Below are 19,942 nucleotides of genomic sequence, written 5' to 3' on the forward strand. Positions count from 1 at the left end.
TTGCGAAACCATGGAGATGCCGCGATGCCCCGGGAGCCCACTTCCTCTGCCCAGCAGGTTCGCGTCCACGAGACAGACGGACAAACCGTCGTCCAACTGTTCGGCGAGATCGACATAGCTGTCACGCTTCTGATCACCGCCGAGGTGGATGCGATCACAAGCCGACCGAATTCCCATGTCGTGGTCGATCTCGGCCTTGTCGACTTCCTCGACTGCCGCGGGCTGGGGTTGCTGTGCCGAGCACGGCGACGCGTCGAGGAACGGGGCGGACACCTGACACTCGTCTGCCCCGATCCCCGCATCCGCCAGATGATCCGGATCGTCGGCCTCAGCCAGGTCTTCTTCCTTACGGACACCCTGGACGAGGCACTCGACGGTCGCACGTCCGTGAGGTGAGAGCGGACCCGCACCGGACCAGGGCTTCCTGCCGGGCGGTCCGATTCGTGACCCGTTGCCTTCCGCGCACAGGCCCTGAGCGACAGACCAGAACACCTCGTTCTCGTCGGGACAGCGGTGCCGGCCCGTGCGGTGAGCCGTTACCGACCCCGTGCCTCCAGGTCGCGGGAGACACATCCGTCAAGGGGCCGAAACCCGCGTCCGGCAAGAGGCGTGAACGGACTCCGGCCCACGTCCTGCCGGCCTGTTCGACGGCCGTGGGGACGATCCACGCGTGCGGATTCCGTGACAGGGGGCAGGGACATGGACAGGGACAGTCAACGGGCTGCGAACCGGTACCGGCCGGTTCGCGCACTGCCGCCGCCACCAGGACGGTTGTACGCTCACCGGCAGGGCCATTGAGCGTTCCACCGGCAGCAGTCGATGGAGAGTCGCCGGCCCCGTATCTTTCGGCCCCCTGTCCCCGGGCCGCAGTGACCATCCGACCACTGCGAGGGGGCTGGAGCCGCATCGCCGACAACGCAGCTCCAGCCCATCGTCCTCCCCAGCCCTGTGCGAGACCGGGGTGTATTCGCGTACACCCCGGGTGGAGTGGTGGGGACGGGTCGGTGTGAGGCGGCGAGGGAGGGGACCTCGGCGCCGTCCTCACACATACAGCCGCCGCCCGTGTTCGGCTGCGTGCGGCGGCTGTTGGCCATTCCAACACCGATGTCCCGGGCCGGAGCACGTCTTGACGGGCTGTTGACGGCCGAGAACAACGACTCCGGGCCGACGCGACTGCCGCGCCGAGAAGGCCGCCGAGCGCATCCGCTCACGCACAGCCCCGAAAACGAAGCAGCGCCCGACCCGACCGAAGCCGACTCAGGCGCTGCGTAGCAGGTCAGAGAGATTACCCCCCGCCTACAACCCGTAGGCCCTGTGGGACTCGAACCCACAACCAATGGATTAAAAGTCCACTGCTCTGCCAATTGAGCTAAGGGCCCGGGCGATGTTGCCTCCCCGAGCATAGCCGGACGCGGCCGTGTCTCCGATCGGGTATCGGGGACACGGCCGCGTCGGGGGGACGGAACGGGTGGGAAGGTCAGGGATCGACCGGTTCGGGGGCGTTCGCGCGGGCCGCCAGGCGGGCCTTGGTGCGTTCGTGATCGGGGTTCAGGAACCAGTTCCGGGCCGAGGCCTGCCACCAGATCCAGGCGAAGCCCAGGACGGCCAGGACGGCGATCGGGGCGTAGTTGAAGGTCTCCCAGGTGACCGGGGAGGTCTGCGGGAGCATGAACAGCACCGTGATCACGCCGACCCATGCCACCGACACCACGCCGATCGCGCGGGACCAGCGGCCCAGATGCCACGGCCCCCGCCGGAACTCCTCGCCCTTGCGCAGTCTCAGCAGCGTCGGGATGACGTACGCGATGTACAGCCCGATCACCGCGACGGACGTCACGGCCGCGTAGGCCGCGTAGTTGATCAGGTACGGCAGCCCGAGCAGCAGTGCCCCCACCGCCGCCAGCCACACCGCCGCCACCGGGGTCCGGGTGCGGGGGCTCACTGTGTGCCACACGCGCGAGAACGGCAGCGCGCCGTCGCGTGAGAAGGCGTAGATCATGCGGCTGTTGGCGGTCACCGACGCCATCCCGCAGAACAGCTGGGCGCCGATCACGACCAGCAGGAGCAGCTTGCCGGCCGTCGCTCCCAGGGCGTCCAGGAGGATCTGGGCCGGGGGCGCGCCCGTCGGGGATTTCAGTGCGCCGTCGTACGACTGGATCGCGAAGGTGAAGCCCAGGAGGAGGACGAAGCCCGCAATCCAGGACGTCCAGATCGACTGGACGATGCCCTTCGGGCCCGCCGTGGACGCGTCGTGGGTCTCCTCGGTCATGTGGGCCGAGGCGTCGTAGCCGGTGAAGGTGTACTGGGCCATCAGGAGGCCGATCAGGACGACGTAGACGCTGCTGCCCCAGCCCGTGTTGTTCACGAACTCGCCGAAGACGAAGGACGCCGACTGATGCTTGTCGGGGGCGAAGGTCAGCGCGCCGACGATCACGGCCACGCCGACCACGTGCCACCACACGCTCACGCTGTTCAGCAGGGCGACGATCCGCACGCCGAAGGTGTTCAGCAGGCCGTGCAGCAGCAGGATGGCCGCGAACAGCAGGACCGTCCGGCCCGGGGTCACCTTGAAGTCGAACTGCAGGTTCAGGTACGCGCCCAGGAAGGACGCGGCGCCGAAGTCGATGCCCGCGGTCACCGCGACCTGGCCGAGCACGTTGAACCAGCCCGTGAACCACGCCCAGGCTGCGGCCGAACGCGGGGGCGCGAGCCGGTGGGCCCAGAAGTACAGGCCCGCCGAGGTCGGGTACGCCGAACAGATCTCGGCCATCGACAGGCCGACGAACAGCGTCATCAGGCCGACGGCGACCCAGCCCCAGGTGATCACGGCCGGGCCGCCCGTGTTCATGCCGAACATGTACAGCGTCAGGCAGCCCGACAGCACCGAGATGATGGTGAAGGAGACCGCGTAGTTGGAGAACGCCGACATGCGGCGGGCCAGGACCTGCGTGTAGCCGAGCTGGGCAAGCCGTTCTTCGTCGGAGAGTCCGGAGAGCTCCGAGGGCCCGCTCGCTGTGTCATCTGTCATGCCCCCAGCAATTCCCCTCCCGGGGGCGTGACACACGTCACAACTTGGCTAGAAAAGGCCCCACCGTATTCCTAGAACACGCCCTTGTAGCCCTGCCAGCCGCTCGCGATCTTCGTACGCGCCCCGAACGACCCCTTGCCGTCGCCGTTGCTGCGCCAGAGGCTGCCGCCGGTGTCCCGGGAGACCAGGTCGTTCTTCCCGTCCCCGGTGATGTCACCGACGCCGACGACCACGTTGTACGAGCCACCCCAGCCGGCGAACAGCTTCACCCGCGCCGTGAACGTGCCGTTGCCCTTGCCGTAGTACCGGTACAGGTTGTTCGACGTGTCCTGGGCGAGCAGATCACCGATGCCGTCGCCGTTCAGGTCCCCGGCGCCCACGACCTTCTTGTACGTCTTCCAGTTGTCGTAGAGCTTCACGCGCGCGGAGAGCTTGCCCGTGTTCGTGCCCTTGTACAGGTAGACCGTTCCGGTCGACGCCGTCCGAACGATCAGGTCCGGCCGGCCGTCACCGCTCACATCCCCGGGCGAGGTCAGCACGTCGTACTGGTTCCAGCCACTGGTTCCCAGCGACGTGTACGACGTCGACGGCTTCAACGCGGCCCCGCAGCCCGGCTTGTACAGGCGCAGCGCCCCACTGCTCAGTCGCACCAGCACGTCGTCGCAGCGGTCGCCGCTCAGATCGCCGTACGAGACGAACCGCGCGGTGGTGGGCCAGCCGGTGCCGGTGACCTTCCCCGAGAACGCCCCCTTGCCCGTGCCCTTCTGGAAGGCCAGCGCGCCCGAGGAGTTGAGGGTGAGCAGGTCGCCGATGCCGTCGTCGCCGGCGTGGTCGTGGCGTACGGCGGCGCCGCCCGACAGGGCCGCCCTGCCGGTCGCGGTCAGGGGCACTCCCCGGCCGTCGGCGGGCTGGGCGGTGAGCGTCCAGGTGTACATGCCGTTGGCGGCCCAACTCCCGGACGCCGTACGGCCGTCCCATGCGGCGGTGACGGAGCTGCGGGCCTCGCCCCCGGCGAGGGTGCGGACCGTCGTGCCGTTCGCCGCCTTCAGCGTCAGCTTCCACGAGGCGGCCGGCTTGGACAGCTGCCAGGACGACTTCCAGCTGTCCGCCGCCCTGAACGCCGTCGGCGTGGCGGCCTGCGTCGCGGTCAGCGGCGATGCGGGCACCCCGCTGGGCACGACGTGGACGTGGTTCGCCTTGTCGACGTAGGCGATGCCGCCGCCGAAGCGGTCCACGGCCCAGGTACGGCGGCGGGTCTCGCTGCCGTCGGTGGACATGGGGATGCCGAGGTCACGGGTGACCGCGGTGCCGCCGCTCTGGAACTCGGTCAGCCGCAGGTTGGAGCCGGTGTAGCGCTGGTTGACGAAGTAGCCGTCGCCGAGTAGACCGCCCCGGCCTGCGGGCAGCGCGATCTTCTCGCCCGTGTTCACATTGACTACGCCGTGCTGCTGGAACTGCTCGCAGGTCCAGTACAGCCACGGCCCGGCACTCTGCAGTTCGACGGGGACACAGGGCGCGCCCGTGTCGAGCGTGCCGGTGTCCTTGCCGGTCGCGAGGTCCTTGCGGGCGACGGTGCCGGCCGTGGTCGTGGCCGCGTACAGCGTTCCGCCCCACACGGTCGCGCCGGTCTCCGGCCGCTGGTCGACGACCGAGCCGGTGTCGAGGTCGACGACGATCGTCACCCCGTCCGGCACCGGGTACCCGGGGACCGTCGGCCGGCCGCTCTGGTAGACGGCGTACCGGCCGGTGGCCTCGGTGAGCCGCCCGTCGGAGTTCCCGGTCAGCGCACGGTCCGCCCGGTCGGGTCCGCGTCGGCCGACGATCTCGACCTGCGCGGGGCTCGACTGGAAGTTGCGGACCTGGTAGACCGTCCGCCCGTCACCGCTGTTGAGGAGCTGCGTGCAGAGCGACTGCCCGCAGACCGTGTAGTCGTACGACCGCCCGCTCTCCCGTCCGACGTACACCGGGTCGGACGCGGAGGTGGGTGCCTGGGCGGGGCTGAGGGTGCGGTTGTAGAAGCCGGCGCCCTGCGGGCCCTCCTTCTCCACCGTGGACAGGGTGCCCGCGCTCAGCGCGATCGCGTCCACACCCGCCGCGACCGGGTCGAGGCGCCGTACCTTCTCCAGGCGTGGCAGGCCGTCCGTGCCGACGGTGACCTTCTGGACGTACCAGTCCGCCGACGAGGTCCCGCCGATCACCGCGACTCCACCGCCGGCGATCTGTACGGCCTCCTGGTCGGCCTTCTCCAGCAGCGTTCGCCGCTGCTGCCCGTCGAACGAGAGGGCGACCAGGTTCCGCTGCAGAGCCGCGTCCGTGCCATCGGTCTGGGTGAAGGCCAGCAGCCAGCCGTCGAGCAGGCCGATCTTGGAGAGGTCGAGGCCGGAGGGGACCGGGAAGGTCCGCTCGGGTGCGTCCAGGTCGGTGCGCGAGCGCACGTGGGCCACCCGGTCGGAGTCGATCCACAGCAGGTCGTCCCCGGCGAGCGCGACGTAGGGGCTCCAGCCCGTGTTCGCGGCGAGGGTACGCAGCCGGCCGGTCTTCAGGTCGATCAGACCGAGCCGGTCGTACCGGCCGTTCTCCGCGTCGGCGGCCGAGGTGGCGAACCGTACGACGGCCTCCCGCGCGTCACCCGCGACCAGCCGCACCTGCTTCAGGTCGGTGCCCTCGGGCCAGCCCGTGACGGTGACCTTGGCGTCGATCACCGGGTTGTCGGCGGGCAGCAGGTACCAACTGTCCACCGTCTGGAGGTCGTTGTCCGTGTAGTCCTGCACCAGGACCGTGGAGCCGAGGAGGCCCTGGAAGAGGTCGCCGGAACCGTAGGGCACGGTGAACCGGCGCGCGGTGCCGTCCGCCATGTTCTCGATGTCGATCGAGCCCAGGTAGTGGTGGGCCACGTAGTCCGACTCGGCGCCGAACTCGGCGAAGCCCGCGTCCTCGTTGTTGCCGTAGCCGAGCAGGGTCGTCGTCTCACCGGTGTCGAACCGGGTCCACTGGAACTCCTGCCCGAAGCTCGGGTCGGCGTCCTCGGGCGAGTGGACGAAGCCGGTGGCGCCGAAGGAACCCAGCGAGTCCTCGCGGGGTACGGCACGCCAGTTGGGCGTGATGTCGAGCTGTCCCGGGGTGTCCGCGACGGCCGGTGCGGCGAGGAGCGGGGTGAGCCCGATCCCCAGCGCCAGAATGCCGGCCACGGCCCCCGCTCTGATCAGGTGTCGCATCAGGAGACCCCCTTGTAGCCCTGCCAGCCGGTCGCGATCTTCGTACGCGCCCCGAACGACCCCTTGCCGTCACCGTTGTTGCGATAGAGGTTGCCCGCGGTGTCCCGGGAGACCAGGTCGTTCTTCCCGTCCCCGGTGATGTCACCGACGCCGACGACCACGTTGTACGAGGTCCCCCAGCTGGCGAAGACCTTCACCCGCTCCTTGACCTGACCGGTGCCGGTGCCGTCGTAGCGCCACAGCGTCCCGGCCTTGTCCTGCACCAGCACGTCCCCGAAACCGTCGCCGTTCAGATCACCGGCGCCGACGATCTTCTTGTACGTCGCCCAGCTGCGGATCTTCACGCCCGGCTTGAGCTTGCTCGCGCCGTCGTTCGCGAAGAGATAGACGTCCCCGGTCGAGGCCTTGCGGGCCAGCAGATCGGTACGGCCGTCGCCGGTCAGGTCACCGGGGGCGGTGAGGACGTTGTACGCGTTCCAGCCCGTGCCGAGGGAGGTGTGGCTGCTCGCAGGCGTGTACGGCTCACCGCACCGGCCCGCGTAACGCCGCAGTTCGCCGTTCGGCATGCGGACCAGCATCTCGGCGCAGCGGTCGGCGCCCATGTCGCCGAAGGGCACGGCCACGGTGCCCGCGGGCCAGCCGGAGCCGGTCTTCTTGAAGTCGAACGTGCCCTTGCCGGTGGTGTACTGGAGGCTCAGGGCACCCGAGGCGTTGAGTGTGACCAGCTCTCCGTAGCTGTAGTACCCCTGGTCGTGGAAGCCCTGGCGGCCGCCGTTGTAACCGAGCGAGCCACCCGTGGTGTACGTACCGCCGCCGTCCTCGGCAGTCGCCTTCAGGCTCCAGGTCTTGGGGCCGTTGAAGGGGTAGGCGCCCGAGTCGGTCTTCAGGTCCCAGTTCACCTCGACCTGGGCTCCGTGGCCCCTGATGGTGCGCTCGGTGCGGCCCTGCGCGTCCCTCACGGTGAAGGTCCAGTTGGCGGGCTTGTTCAACTGCCAGTAGCTGCCCCAGGCCTCGACGCCGTTGCGGCCCTTCACGTCCACCGAGTCGCCGTCCACGTCCGACTCGATCTTCGCCAGCGACTGCGCCGGCACTCCGCTCTGCACTATCCGGATCGACTTGTCCGCGCCGACGTACGCGATGTCGCCGCCGAGCTTGTCCACCGACCAGGTCAGCCGCCGCTGGTCGGCGGTGTTCCCGGCCGGCAGGTCGGCGATCGCGCGCGCGGCGGCGGCCGTACCGGAGTGGTAGTCCGTCAGCATCAGCTTGCCGGCGCTCCGGTCGTGCCGGACGAGATAGCCGTCGCCGACGAGGGCGGGCCCCGAGGGCACCGTGATGTTCTTCTTCGCCGTACGGTCGTACACGCCCGCGGTGCCCGTCGGGCCGCAGTTCCAGTAGATCCAGCGGCCGATCACCTGAAGGTCCTTGACCGTGCAGGGGGCACCGGTGGAGACGGTCGCGACCGTCTTCTTCGCCTCCAGGTCGTACTGGGTGACGACACCGTTGCCCGAACCCGGCGTCCACAGCGCCGACCCCCACACGGAGGCGGCGGTGACGGAGCGGGTGCGGCGCACGTCCGCGGTGCGGAAGGAGGCCACCGCGTCGACGTACTGCTTGCCGGTGGAAGCCGCGTCGTAGACGTAGTAGCGCCCGGTGGCGTCGACGAAACGGCCACCGGTCACGGTCGGCTCGTCGGTGCCGCTGAGTGAGTTCTCGGTCAGGTGGATCTGCGCCACCTGCTTGCCGGTGGCGTCGTCCATGAAGTAGCCGGCGTAGGTGTTGCCGAAGGAGCGCATCGGCACGCAGCCCTCCGCGCCCGCGTCGCACGGCACCCGCTGCACATGGCTGCCGCCCGCGTCGATGTCCGCGTATCCGCGGTAGGTCTTGTCCAGCACCGTGGAACCGTCGGCGGAGACCTGTCGGCCCACCACCCACTGGTAGCCGCTCGGCGTGTTCTCCACGCTGGTCAGAAAGCCGCCCGCGTAGTCGATACCCCACACGCCGTCCGTGGCGATCGGTGTCGGGGTGGTGGTGTCCGCGGCCGCAGGGCCCGCGGTGGTCAGTGAGCCCGCGCCGATGGCCGCGAGGCCGACGAGAGCAGAAGCGATCCGGGCACGCCGGGTCAAGGGTCCCTCCCCAGGGAAGTCAGAAAAGGCGCGTCGGCAGGCCTCGTCGAATTCCCCCTCGGCCACACTCCGCCACGCGATACATCAGATGCTAACAACGGCCACACAGGCTTCGACAGCCAATTGTCGATCGCGCGTACGAAAAGGGCCCGTACGACCGAAGTCGTACGGGCCCCAGCTCAGCTCACGCTGCGTCAGCCGTTGCGCTTCCAGCGCGGCTTGTCGTCACGGCGGCCGAAGGTGCCGGTGCCGGTACCCGTGCCGGTGCCACCGCGGTGGTCGTCACGACGGCCGGACGGGCGGTCGTGGCCGGAGCGGAAGCCGCCGCCGGTGGGGCGGTCGCCCTGACGGTCGCGGTTGAAGGGACGGTCGCTGCCCCGGTGGGTGGACGGACGCTCGTCACGACGGTCACGGTTGAAGCCACCGCCCGTGGGGCGGTCGTCGCGGCGGAAGCCACCGCCGGTGGGGCGCTCGTCACGACGGTCACGGTTGAAGCCACCGCCGGTGGGGCGGTCGCCCTGACGGTCACGGTTGAAACCGCCCGAGGGACGGTCGTCGCGGCGGAAGCCACCCGAGGGGCGGTCGTCACGACGCTCGAAGGAACGGCCACCACGGTCGTCGCGACGGTCGTCACGGTTGAAGCCGCCGGAGGGACGCTCGTCACGACGGTCACGGTTGAAGCCACCCGAGGAACGGTCGTCCCGACGGTCGTCGCGGCGGAAGCCACCCGAGGGACGCTCGTCACGACGGTCACGGTTGAAGCCAACCGAGGAACGGTCGTCACGACGCTCGAAGGAACGGCCACCACGGTCGTCACGACGATCGTCACGGCGCTCGTAGTTGCCCCGCTCGTCACGACGCTGACGCGGCTGGTCGTACGCGGGCTGCTCGGCGACCACGGCCTCAGCCGCCTCCACCGCCTCGGCCACCACGGCCTGGGCCTCGGCGACCGCCGCCTCCGGGTCCTCGCCACGCTCGCGGGCGGCGCGGGCGACCAGACGGTCGGCCTCCTCGCGCAGCTCGGTCGCGCGACGCTGCGCCCGCTCCAGCTCCTTGGCGAGGTGCGAGACCTCACGCTCGGCCTGCTGCGCCGCGTTGGCCGCGGACTCGGACTGGACCTCGGTCATCGAACGCGCGCCCGTGATCTCGGCGACCTCGGGCTCGAAGGCCGTACCGGTGTTGATGATGTGACGCCCGGCGTCGACGCCCGCGTCCTCCATCAGCCGGAAGATCTGGCGGCGCTGGTGCGGCAGGGACAGCGACACGACCGTGCCGGTGCGGCCCGCGCGAGCGGTACGGCCGGCGCGGTGCAGGTAGTCCTTGTGGTCACCGGCGGGGTCGACGTTCAGGACGAGGTCGATGCCGTCGACGTGGATGCCGCGGGCGGCGACGTCGGTCGCGACGAGCGCGTTGACGTAGCCCTTCTTGAAGTCCTCCAGGACGCGGGTGCGGGCACCCTGCGTCATGCCGCCGTGCAGCGCGTCCGCCTTCACACCGGACTCGCACAGCTGCTCGGCGATACGGTCGGCGCCCAGCTGGGTGCGGACGAAGATGATCGTGCGGCCCTTGCGGGAGGCGATCGCGGCCGTGACCGGCGCCTTGTCCTTGGGCTTCACGATGAGGATGTGGTGGGACATCGTCGTGACGTTGCCCTGGGCGCTGTCGACCTCGTGCGTGACCGGGTTGCTCAGGTAGCGCTTGACCAGCGTGGAGATCTCGTTCTCCATCGTGGCCGAGAACAGCATGCGCTGGCCGCCGCCCGGGATCTGGTCCAGCAGCTCGGTGACCTCGGGCAGGAAGCCCAGGTCGGACATCTGGTCGGCCTCGTCGAGGACCGCGATCTCGACGTTCGCCAGGGAGCAGGCGCCACGGTTGATGAGGTCGCGCAGCCGGCCCGGGGTGGCGACGAGGACGTCGACACCGCGCTCCAGGGCGTACATCTGGTTGCTCATCGACGTGCCGCCGCAGACGACCTTCATCTTGAGGCCGAGGACGTCGCCGTAGGGCTGGAGGGCGTCCGCGACCTGCATCGCGAGCTCACGGGTCGGCGTGAGGATGATGCCGCGGGGCTTCTTCTTGTCGGTGTGGCCGCCGGACAGCTTCGTCAGCAGCGGCAGACCGAAGGAGAGGGTCTTGCCGGAGCCGGTGCGGCCACGGCCCAGGATGTCCTTGCCGGCCAGGGCGTCCGGGATGGTCGCGGCCTGGATCGGGAAGGGGGAGGTCACGCCGTTCTGGGCGAGCTTGCGGACCACACCCTCGGGGAGACCGAGGTCCGCGAAAGTAGTCTCGGGGGCCTCGATGGCCTCGGGGGTCTGGGAGACCGCCTCGTCGGTGCCCTCGTTCTCGGGCATGACGATGTGGTCAGTACTGGAAATGGACATGCGTATGCGAAACCTTCCGGAGTCTCGTCGGCACGCGCCCGTCAACTCCGTGATTCGCAATACGACCGCCTCTATGCGGTCAGCCACGGCAAAGGAGAGAACGCGCCACACGGCGCGCTTCTGCGTTGGCGCCGGGCAAATGATCAAACGATCTATAACCATACGCACCCACCACCTCCGAAGGCAAACCGATCCGCGTGCATGTATCCCAGATCACTCGGCGGCCCGGTCCTGAGCCGGCCCTGAGGTCACACCGGTGAGCCGGCGGTGGGCGCCGGCTCCCGCTGGCTCAGCTGCGGTCCCGTCTCCGGCTGCGCCGAGGACGACGGCTCGGCCGGCGGCGGCGACGGCGTGGGCGACGCGGGCGGCTCGCTCGGCACCGGCGGCTCCGGATCGGCCGAACGGGTGGGCGTCGGATCGGCCCCGGTCGGCGCCGGCACCCCGGGCTTCACCGACTGCCCGGGCTTCACCGGGGCGGACGCGCTCGCTCCGGCCGAGGCGGACACCGAGGGCGAGGCCGACTCCTCGCCGTCCTTGCCCTTCCCGTGCTTCCCGTGCTTCCCGTCCGAGGCGGCCCCGCCGAACCCCGCGGAACCACCCGAGACCGCCGATCCACCGTCCGGCACCTCCCCGCCCCGCTCGCCGGCGGAGTGCGACGGCTTCGCGCTGTCACCACCGTCGTCCCCGCCCACGCTCATGCAGCCCGCTGCGGCGGCGACGGCGATGACCGTGGCGGCCAGACGGACGGGTACGTACAAGGGGCGCACGAGCAGCCACCTCCGAGGGCGGTCGTCAAAGAGTCAACCTGCCCAACTCCCGCCGCCCACAAGAGGACACGCGAACCGCTCAGCCGTACCCGAGTGCATGCAACCGCTCGTCGTCGATCCCGAAGTGATGGGCGATCTCGTGCACCACCGTCACCTCGGCCTCCGCGACGACCTCCTCACGCGTCCCGCACATCCGCAGCGTCGGCCCCCGGTAGATCGTGATGCGATCCGGCAACACCCCCGCGTACCACTCCCCCCGGTCCGTCAGCGGAGTGCCCTCGTACAGCCCGAGCAGCTCGGGATCGTCGGCGGGCGGCTCGTCCTCGACGAACACCGCGACGTTGTCCATCAGCCGCGTCAACTCCGGCGGAATCCGGTCCAGGGCGTCGGCGACCAGTTCCTCGAACTCCTCGCGCGTCATCTCCAGCACAGACCCATTCTCCGGCACAGAACGCCCGTACGAGAGTCAGGGGCGCGCCCGCATATCCGCGCGCGGACTTGGGCATACGGGATCAATGGCACGCGTCCCCGTCGCAGCCCTGCCCCGCCGCACCGCCCTCGACGTCCTCCGCTCACCCGCACGCGCACTCGCCCGCCACTACGGCAGTCGCCGCTCCCACCCGTCCGCCGAGCTCGTCCACCCACCCCACCCCTGGACCCGCGCCCTCGGCCTGGTCGCCGTCGTCCTCATGGGCGCCTGGCTGGGTCTGCTGATCGTCGGCGACGTCCGGGTGCCGGTCGGCCCGATGAACACGACGATGACCCTGCGCCCGTCCCTGACCGGCGGCACGAAGATCAACATCTCACCGCTCGGCGCGCTCCAGCTGGACAGCCACCAGGCCCCCGTCCGCCTCGACGTCAACGTCGACCAGCTCGACCCGGAGCGCTCCCAGGCCCTCGTCGACCACCCCGAACGCCTCTCCGGCCTCCAGGACGAGGTCGCGGCGGATGTCGAGCACGGCACCCTCGACCTCGCCGTCCGCTCCTGCGTCGCCGTCGTCTCGGGCGCCACGGCCCTGGGCCTTGCGGTCTACCGCCGCCCCCGCAGGGCGCTCGCGGCCGGCGGACTCGCCCTGACCCTCCTGGCCGCGTCGGGCGGCACCGCCTACGCCACCTGGAACCCGGAATCGGTCCTGGAACCCAAGTTCTCGGGACTGCTCTCCTCGGCGCCCTCCCTGGTGGGCAACGCCCGCAGCATCGTCACCGAGTTCGACGTCTACCAGAAGGAACTGGCCCGCCTCGTGACGAACGTGACGAAGCTCTACGACGTCACGTCCACCCTCCCCGCCTACCAGCCGGACCCCACCACCATCCGGGTCCTGCACGTCTCCGACATCCATCTCAACCCCGCGAGCTGGAAGATCATCGCCTCGCTGGTGGAGCAGTACAAGGTCAACGTGATCGTCGACTCCGGCGACACGATGGATCACGGCACGGCGGCGGAGAACGGCTTCCTGGACCCGATCCCGGACCTCGGCGCCCCCTACGTCTGGGTCCGCGGCAACCACGACTCCGTCACCACCCAGCGCTACATGGAGGGGCTCAAGCACGTCCACGTCCTGGACAACGGCAAGGCGCAGACCATCGCCGGCCTGCGCTTCGCCGGAATGGGCGACCCCCAGTTCACCCCGGACCGCTCCACGGACCCGGGCGCCGACGAGTCCCAGGAGGCGGCGGGCGCCCGCCTGTCCGCGGCTCTGCGCGAGCAGCGCATCGCCGGCACCCCGGTCGACCTCGCGGTCGCCCACGAACCCTCCGCCGCCCGCGAGGTCGACGGCGAGGTCCCGATGGTCCTGTCCGGCCACCTCCACCACGAGGAGATGGAGGTCATGAAGAAGGGCACGCGACTGCGCGTCGAGGGCTCGACGGGTGGCAGCGGACTGCGTGCCGTCGAGGGCAAGTACCCCGACCCCATCGAGGCCTCGATCCTCTACATGGACCGCGACACCCGGCGCCTCCAGGCCTGGGACGAGATCAGACTCGGCGGCCTGGGCCTGACGACGGCGGAGGTCAGCCGCCACCTCCCGGAGGACAACCAGCCCTGATCGACCGCCTCCCAATCAATTTGGCCCTGCTCCGAGCGGCGTAGTACAGTCTCGTCGTGCCCAAGGGCACCGGTCAGGGCTTGACCGTCCGGCTCTCCGCAAGGAGAACAGGAGAAGCGGAACCCTCCGGGGGGAAGCGGAGTCACATGCTTCTGACGTCCCTCTGGAGACGCCTAGACGAAGCAGAGCAGTATCGGTTGGCCCTCATCGTCTAGTGGCCCAGGACGCCGCCCTTTCAAGGCGGTAGCACGGGTTCGAATCCCGTTGGGGGTACGCAATACCGTGTGCGAGACTGTTCGTGCACAAAGCTTGGTCCTGTGGAGCAGTTTGGAGTGCTCGCCACCCTGTCAAGGTGGAGGCCGCGGGTTCAAATCCCGTCAGGACCGCTGAGGTTTCTTCTGGAACCTCTCGGCTGGGTAGCTCAGTTGGTACGAGCGACCGCCTGAAAAGCGGTAGGTCGCCGGTTCGACCCCGGCCCCAGCCACAGCACAGACCCCGATCTCCGGATCGGGGTCTTGTTGTATGTGTCGTCCGTTATGTGTGACGTCCGTCGTGCGTGTCGTACGACGGCGGACAAAACCGTTCGCCACTAATTTCCCCGGGATGAGATCCTGGACCGCGTATGTCTACGCACCCTGCCCCCGCCCCCGGCACCCCCGCTTTCGGGGAGCTCGCCGCCCGCCTGACCGAGCTGTCCCTGCGTGACGCGCACCGGCTCGGGCGCAGGCTCGAAGGCGCGCGCAAGATCCGCAAGCCGGAGACGCGGGCCGCCGTCCTGACCGAGATCGAGACCGAGGTCGGCAAGAGCGCGGAGCGCACCGCCGCACGGCGTGCCCGCACGCCCGCGGTGACCTACCCCGAGCAGCTGCCGGTCAGCCAGAAGAAGGACGAGATCGCGGCCGCCATCCGTGATCACCAGGTCGTGATCGTCGCCGGTGAGACCGGGTCCGGCAAGACCACCCAGATCCCGAAGATCTGTCTGGAGCTGGGCCGGGGGGTGCGCGGCATGATCGGGCACACCCAGCCCCGTCGGATCGCCGCCCGTACCGTCGCCGAGCGGATCGCCGAGGAACTGGACACCCCGCTCGGCGAGGCCGTCGGCTGGAAGGTGCGGTTCACCGACCAGGTGAACCCGGAGGCGACCTTCGTCAAGCTGATGACGGACGGCATCCTGCTCGCCGAGATCCAGACCGACCGCGAGCTGTACGGCTACGACACGATCATCATCGACGAGGCCCACGAGCGGTCCCTCAACATCGACTTCCTGCTCGGGTATCTGGCGCAGTTGCTGCCGAAGCGGCCCGACCTCAAGGTCGTCATCACCTCGGCGACCATCGATCCCGAGCGGTTCTCCCGGCACTTCGGGGACGCGCCGATCGTCGAGGTCAGCGGGCGGACGTATCCGGTGGAGGTGCGCTACCGGCCCCTCCTGGAGGATGAGTCCGAGGACTCGGACCGCGACCAGATCACCGCGATCTGCGACGCCGTCGAGGAGCTCCAGGGCGAGGGCAAGGGCGACATCCTCGTCTTCCTCTCCGGCGAGCGGGAGATCCGGGACACCGCGGACGCCCTCGTGAAGAAGAACTATCGCTTCACCGAGGTGCTCCCCCTCTATGCCCGGCTCTCGCACGCCGAGCAGCACCGGGTGTTCCAGCAGCACACCGGCCGCAGGATCGTGCTGGCGACGAACGTGGCCGAGACGTCCCTGACCGTGCCGGGCATCAAGTACGTCATCGACCCCGGCTTCGCCCGTATCTCCCGCTACAGCCACCGCACCAAGGTCCAGCGGCTGCCCATCGAGGCGGTCTCGCAGGCCAGCGCCAACCAGCGCAAGGGCCGCTGCGGCCGTACCTCCGACGGCATCTGCATCCGGCTGTACAGCGAGGAGGACTTCGAGGCCCGCCCCGAGTTCACGGACGCGGAGATCCTCCGCACCAACCTCGCCTCCGTCATCCTGCAGATGACCGCGGCCGGCCTCGGCGACATCGAGAAGTTCCCCTTCCTCGACCCGCCGGACCACCGCAACATCCGTGACGGCGTCCAGCTCCTGCAGGAACTGGGTGCGTTGGACCCGGCGGAGCGGGACTCGCGCAAGCGACTGACCCAGACCGGCCGCAAGCTCGCGCAGCTGCCCGTCGACCCGCGCCTTGCGCGCATGGTCCTGGAGGCCGACAAGAACGGCTGTGTCCGCGAGGTCATGGTCATAGCCGCCGCGCTCTCCATCCAGGACCCGCGCGAGCGTCCCGCCGACAAGCAGACCCAGGCCGACCAGCAGCACGCCCGCTTCAAGGACGAGACCAGCGACTTCCTCGCCTACCTCAACCTGTGGCGGTACGTCCGCGAGCAGCAGAAGGAGCGGGGTTCGTCGTCCTTCCGCCGGATGTGCAAGCAGGAGTACCTCAACTTCCTGCGCATTCGCGAATGGCAGGACATCTACACCCAGCTGCGCACGGTCGCCAAGCAGATGGGCATCCATCTGAACGAGGAGGACGCGGCCGAACAGAGCGTCCACGTCTCCCTCCTCGCCGGTCTGCTCTCGCACATCGGCATGAAGGACGTGAAGGACGGCAACAAGAACGAGTATCTCGGCGCCCGCAGCGCCAAGTTCGCGATCTTCCCGGGCTCCGCGCTCTTCAAGAAGCAGCCGCGTTTCATCATGTCGGCGGAGCTGGTGGAGACCTCGCGCCTGTGGGCCCGGGTCAACGCGAAGATCGAGCCGGAGTGGGTCGAGCCCCTGGCCGAACACCTCCTGAAGCGGACGTACTCCGAACCGCACTGGGAGAAGGACCAGGCCGCGGTGATGGCGTACGAGAAGGTCACGCTGTACGGCGTGCCGATCGTCGCCCAGCGGAAGATCAACTACGGCCGGATCGACGCGGAGGCCTCACGAGAGCTTTTCATCCGCAACGCCCTGGTCGAGGGGGACTGGCGCACCCACCACAAGTTCTTCGCCGACAACCGCCGACTCCTCAGCGAGGTCGAGGAGTTGGAGCACCGCGCGCGGCGCCGGGACATCGTGGTGGACGACGACACGTTGTTCGACTTCTACGACCAGCGGGTGCCCGAACACGTCGTGTCCGGGGCGCACTTCGACTCGTGGTGGAAGCACAAGCGGCACGAGGAGCCGGAGTTCCTGGACTTCGAGCGCGCGATGCTCATCCGGGAGTCGGCGGAGGCGGTCACCAAGGACGACTACCCCGACTCGTGGCGCCAGGGGCAGCTCAAGTTCCGCGTGACGTACCAGTTCGAGCCGGGCGCGGACGCGGACGGCGTGACCGTCCACATTCCGCTCCAGGTCCTGAACCAGGTGACGGACGAGGGCTTCGACTGGCAGATCCCGGGCCTCAGGGAGGAGCTGGTGACGGAGCTGATCCGTTCCCTCCCGAAACCGATCCGCCGCAACTACGTGCCGGCGCCGAACTTCGCGAAACGATTCCTGGACACCGCCGTCCCGCTCCAGGAGCCGCTTACGGTCACGATGGCCCGTGAGCTGAGGCGCATGGTCGGCGTGCCGTTCGACGCGGACGACTTCGACCGGTCGAGGATCCCGGACCATCTGTGGATCACGTTCCGGATCGTCGACGAGCGGCGCCGGAAGGTGGCCGAGGACAAGGACCTGGAGACGCTGCGGCTGCGGTTGCGGCCGAAGGCACGTCAGGCGCTCTCCCAGGCCGCGGCGGCGACCGCCACCCGTGAGGGCGGCGAATCGCTGGAGCGCAAGGGCCTCACGGACTGGACGATCGGCACGCTCACCCGGGTCTTCGAGACGCGTCGGGCCGGTCAGCCGGTGAAGGCCTACCCGGCCCTGGTCGACGACGGCGACACGGTGTCCGTGCGGCTCTTCGACACAGAGGCGGAGCAGGCCGAGGCGATGTGGAAGGGCACGCGGCGGCTGATCGTGCGCAACATCCCGGTGAGCCCGGCGAAGTTCGCCTCCGAGAAGCTGACGAACCCCCAGAAGCTGGCGCTGTCGGCGAACCCGCACGGCTCGATCCAGGCCCTGTTCGAGGACTGCGCGACCGCCGCGGCGGACAAGCTGATCGGTGACTTCGGGGGCCCGGCATGGGACGAGGAGTCGTACCGCAAGCTCTACGACAAGGTGCGGGCGGAGATCGTCGACACGACGGTGCGTACGGTCGGGCAGGTGCAGCAGGTGCTCGCCGCCTGGCATGCCTGCGAGCGGCGCCTCAAGGCCGTACGGAGCCCCGCGCTGCTGGCGAACCTCGCGGATGTACGGGCGCAGTTGGACGCGCTGGTGAAGCCCGGGTTCGTGACGGCGACAGGGTTGCGCCGCCTGCCCGACCTGATGCGCTACCTGGTTGCGGCGGACCGCCGGCTGCAGCAGATGCCGACGAACGTCCAGCGGGACACGACCCGTATGGAGAAGGTCCACGAGATGCAGGACGAGTACGCCTGGCTCCTGGAACAGCTCCCCCAGGGGCGGCCGGTCCCCCAGCAGGTCCTGGACGTTCGGTGGATGATCGAGGAGCTGAGAGTCAGCTATTTCGCCCACGCCCTCGGCACCGCGTACGCCGTCTCCGACAAGCGGATCGTGAAGGCGATCGACACGCTCGCACCGTAACGGCTCCCGCACACACGGTGAGTTCGACCAGGCCCGCCTGCTCCTGTACAGTCCTTCTCGCAGCGCAACGCAGCAATAAGCGCCGCAAAACCTGGTCCTGTGGAGCAGTTTGGAGTGCTCGCCACCCTGTCAAGGTGGAGGCCGCGGGTTCAAATCCCGTCAGGACCGCAGCAGGAAGCAAGGCCCGCAACCCGGCAACGGGACGCGGGCCTTCTTCGTGCGCCGCCACCTCCCCCACCTCCCCCACCCCTGGCACACCAAGACGCAGGCCGCGCCCGCGGCACAGCCGCAATCGGATACTGCACATCCCGTCAGGACCGCAGTAGGAAGCAAGGCCCGCAACCCCGGCAACGGGACGCGGGCCTTCTTCGTGTCAGCATCCCGGCAACGGGGCTAGCAGGTCTTCCTCGTGGTTGTGCAGTGGCCTGGCGGGGGCCGGTGCCGCCCACGCCATCTTGACGGCGCACCCGGAGCCCGGTACCCAGAGACGAGGGCGCGTTCCTCGCAGAGCCTCTGGAGGTGGCGTATGGCGGCAACGGCCAGGCATGAGACGCGGGCCCTGCTCCGCGCGCATCTGTCGGCCGCGACGTCGTATCGGCATCTGACCCGCCACTGCGCGATCTGCCACCGTCTGCTGCGGCTGGCGATGGACTCCGCCCCGCAGACCGCCCCGGCCCCGGAGAGGGACAGGGAGGACGAGAGCCCCTCCCCCGCGTGACCCCTCTAGCGCACATGAACCAGGAGCAACAAGGACCCTGGCATGTGACGGGAGTCACCGCATGAGTTTTTGAAACCGTGGAACTTACCACTCTCCTACAACTGGTCAATTTTATATGTGCAATTGCACTACTGATCGAACCTCCGCCAGGCTCCGGTCGGGGACCGCCCCACAGGAGATCCGACACCCCTCCCCAGACTCCGACAAGCCCGCTCACAGCGGCGCCGAACGCCCACGGTTCGCGCACAAAAAAGATCGCGCCGGACTCGGCGGAGTCCAGCGCGATCGACGACGAGGTGGAGAATAGGCCCTGTTGGGGCAGGACCCGCGTCGCTTGTAGCCAGGGTTCGGACGCATCAACCGGTTGGGGGACCAGTCGATTTGTCCGGTTATTCAGTTGTTCAGGCCTCGCTGCGCTGCTGCGGGATGCCCGCGAGCAGAGCACGGACCTCCGCCTCGCGGTAACGGCGGTGCCCGCCGAGCGTGCGGATCGACGTGAGCTTGCCGGCCTTCGCCCACCGCGTGACCGTCTTCGGGTCCACGCGGAACATCGTGGCGACCTCAGCCGGGGTCAGCAGCGGCTCGGCATCAGGGGTGCGAGCGGTCATGAGCGGCCTCCTCGGGAGAACCGATCGATCTCGGTTCTTTCCTCTAAATTCTGCACCTTGACCCGCGTTGCCCGAAATGGCGGATGCGGGTCGAGTCGGTTATAGGACGAACGGCTTGTCCTCGGCACTACAACTACACCATCTGTCCAGTCGCGTCGGCCAAACCGATGGAATTGCCCCCCAGGTGTTCATCGGCGACGGAAGCCGATGGACCATGCCATAGCGGACAGTCACGCCACTGTGACGATCAGTCACAGAGCGATCAGGAGTCATCAGACCCCCCAAAGCGGAACCTCCCCCGGGCCCCTTGTCCTATTTTGGCATGAGGAGGGGCAAGAGACGCAAGAGCCGGGTACGTGCGGTCCGTCACGCTTGACACTCCGTGAGGCGTACGCCCGGAACGGGACCTACGTCCGTTGCCGGGGAGACTCAGGAAGCTGGAACACCTTGAGCGAGGACCAAACCCCAGATCGGG

Annotated in this window: 11 protein-coding genes and 5 tRNA genes; 8 read left to right on the forward strand and 8 right to left on the reverse strand. The window is 69.0% G+C overall.

Features of this window, described 5'->3' with window-relative positions; all coding sequences use genetic code 11:
• Positions 1-24 precede the first annotated feature (24 nt).
• Positions 25-396, forward strand: a complete 372-nt coding sequence (locus OHT57_RS23980) for an STAS domain-containing protein (protein ID WP_328748553.1) — start codon at positions 25-27, stop codon at positions 394-396.
• Between the two features lie 910 nt (positions 397-1,306).
• On the opposite strand, the gene OHT57_RS23985 is transcribed toward OHT57_RS23980, so the two are convergent.
• The 7 genes from OHT57_RS23985 to OHT57_RS24015 all read right to left on the reverse strand — a co-directional run bounded on the left by OHT57_RS23985 (position 1,307) and on the right by OHT57_RS24015 (position 11,944).
• Positions 1,307-1,379, reverse strand: a tRNA-Lys gene (locus OHT57_RS23985).
• Between the two features lie 98 nt (positions 1,380-1,477).
• A complete protein-coding gene (locus OHT57_RS23990) occupies positions 1,478-3,028 on the reverse strand; it encodes an amino acid permease (protein ID WP_328748554.1) in 1,551 nt (516 codons plus the stop codon).
• A 71-nt stretch (positions 3,029-3,099) separates the two neighbouring features.
• The gene (locus OHT57_RS23995; protein ID WP_328748555.1) at positions 3,100-6,243 is read right to left on the reverse strand and encodes an FG-GAP-like repeat-containing protein; all 3,144 of its coding nucleotides are present in this window, start codon (positions 6,241-6,243) and stop codon (positions 3,100-3,102) included.
• Entirely contained in the window at positions 6,243-8,366 is a 2,124-nt protein-coding gene (locus OHT57_RS24000) for an FG-GAP repeat domain-containing protein (RefSeq protein ID WP_328748556.1), read from the reverse strand. Before OHT57_RS24000 ends, OHT57_RS23995 begins: the two co-directional genes overlap by 1 nt.
• Positions 8,367-8,560: 194 nt before the next feature.
• Positions 8,561-10,747 carry a DEAD/DEAH box helicase gene (locus OHT57_RS24005; RefSeq protein WP_328748557.1) on the reverse strand — a complete coding sequence of 729 codons (2,187 nt, stop codon included), beginning with the start codon at positions 10,745-10,747 and terminating at the stop codon, positions 8,561-8,563.
• Positions 10,748-10,995: 248 nt separating this feature from the next.
• Entirely contained in the window at positions 10,996-11,514 is a 519-nt protein-coding gene (locus tag OHT57_RS24010; protein ID WP_328748558.1) for a hypothetical protein, read from the reverse strand.
• A 79-nt stretch (positions 11,515-11,593) separates the two neighbouring features.
• The gene (locus OHT57_RS24015; protein ID WP_328748559.1) at positions 11,594-11,944 is read right to left on the reverse strand and encodes a metallopeptidase family protein; all 351 of its coding nucleotides are present in this window, start codon (positions 11,942-11,944) and stop codon (positions 11,594-11,596) included.
• A gap of 85 nt (positions 11,945-12,029) precedes the next feature.
• Between OHT57_RS24015 and OHT57_RS24020 the strand changes: the two genes are divergently transcribed.
• From OHT57_RS24020 to OHT57_RS24050, 7 genes are all read left to right on the forward strand, one after another.
• Positions 12,030-13,559 carry a metallophosphoesterase family protein gene (locus tag OHT57_RS24020; RefSeq protein WP_328748560.1) on the forward strand — a complete coding sequence of 510 codons (1,530 nt, stop codon included), beginning with the start codon at positions 12,030-12,032 and terminating at the stop codon, positions 13,557-13,559.
• A gap of 200 nt (positions 13,560-13,759) precedes the next feature.
• A tRNA-Glu gene (locus OHT57_RS24025) sits at positions 13,760-13,832 on the forward strand.
• Positions 13,833-13,870: 38 nt separating this feature from the next.
• Positions 13,871-13,945, forward strand: a tRNA-Asp gene (locus tag OHT57_RS24030).
• A gap of 24 nt (positions 13,946-13,969) precedes the next feature.
• Positions 13,970-14,043: transfer RNA gene (locus tag OHT57_RS24035), tRNA-Phe, on the forward strand.
• Between the two features lie 138 nt (positions 14,044-14,181).
• Positions 14,182-18,141: an ATP-dependent RNA helicase HrpA gene (gene hrpA, locus OHT57_RS24040; RefSeq protein ID WP_328748561.1), complete on the forward strand. Its 3,960-nt coding sequence runs from the start codon at positions 14,182-14,184 to the stop codon at positions 18,139-18,141.
• A 93-nt stretch (positions 18,142-18,234) separates the two neighbouring features.
• Positions 18,235-18,309, forward strand: a tRNA-Asp gene (locus OHT57_RS24045).
• 358 nt (positions 18,310-18,667) lie between these two features.
• A complete protein-coding gene (locus OHT57_RS24050) occupies positions 18,668-18,859 on the forward strand; it encodes a DUF6274 family protein (RefSeq protein ID WP_328748562.1) in 192 nt (63 codons plus the stop codon).
• Positions 18,860-19,260: 401 nt separating this feature from the next.
• Here the strand turns inward: OHT57_RS24050 and bldC are convergent, their stop codons facing one another.
• Positions 19,261-19,467: a developmental transcriptional regulator BldC gene (gene bldC, locus OHT57_RS24055; protein ID WP_003949541.1), complete on the reverse strand. Its 207-nt coding sequence runs from the start codon at positions 19,465-19,467 to the stop codon at positions 19,261-19,263.
• Positions 19,468-19,942 lie beyond the last annotated feature (475 nt).

It is taken from the genome of Streptomyces sp. NBC_00285 (assembly GCF_036174265.1).
Taxonomy (GTDB): domain Bacteria; phylum Actinomycetota; class Actinomycetes; order Streptomycetales; family Streptomycetaceae; genus Streptomyces.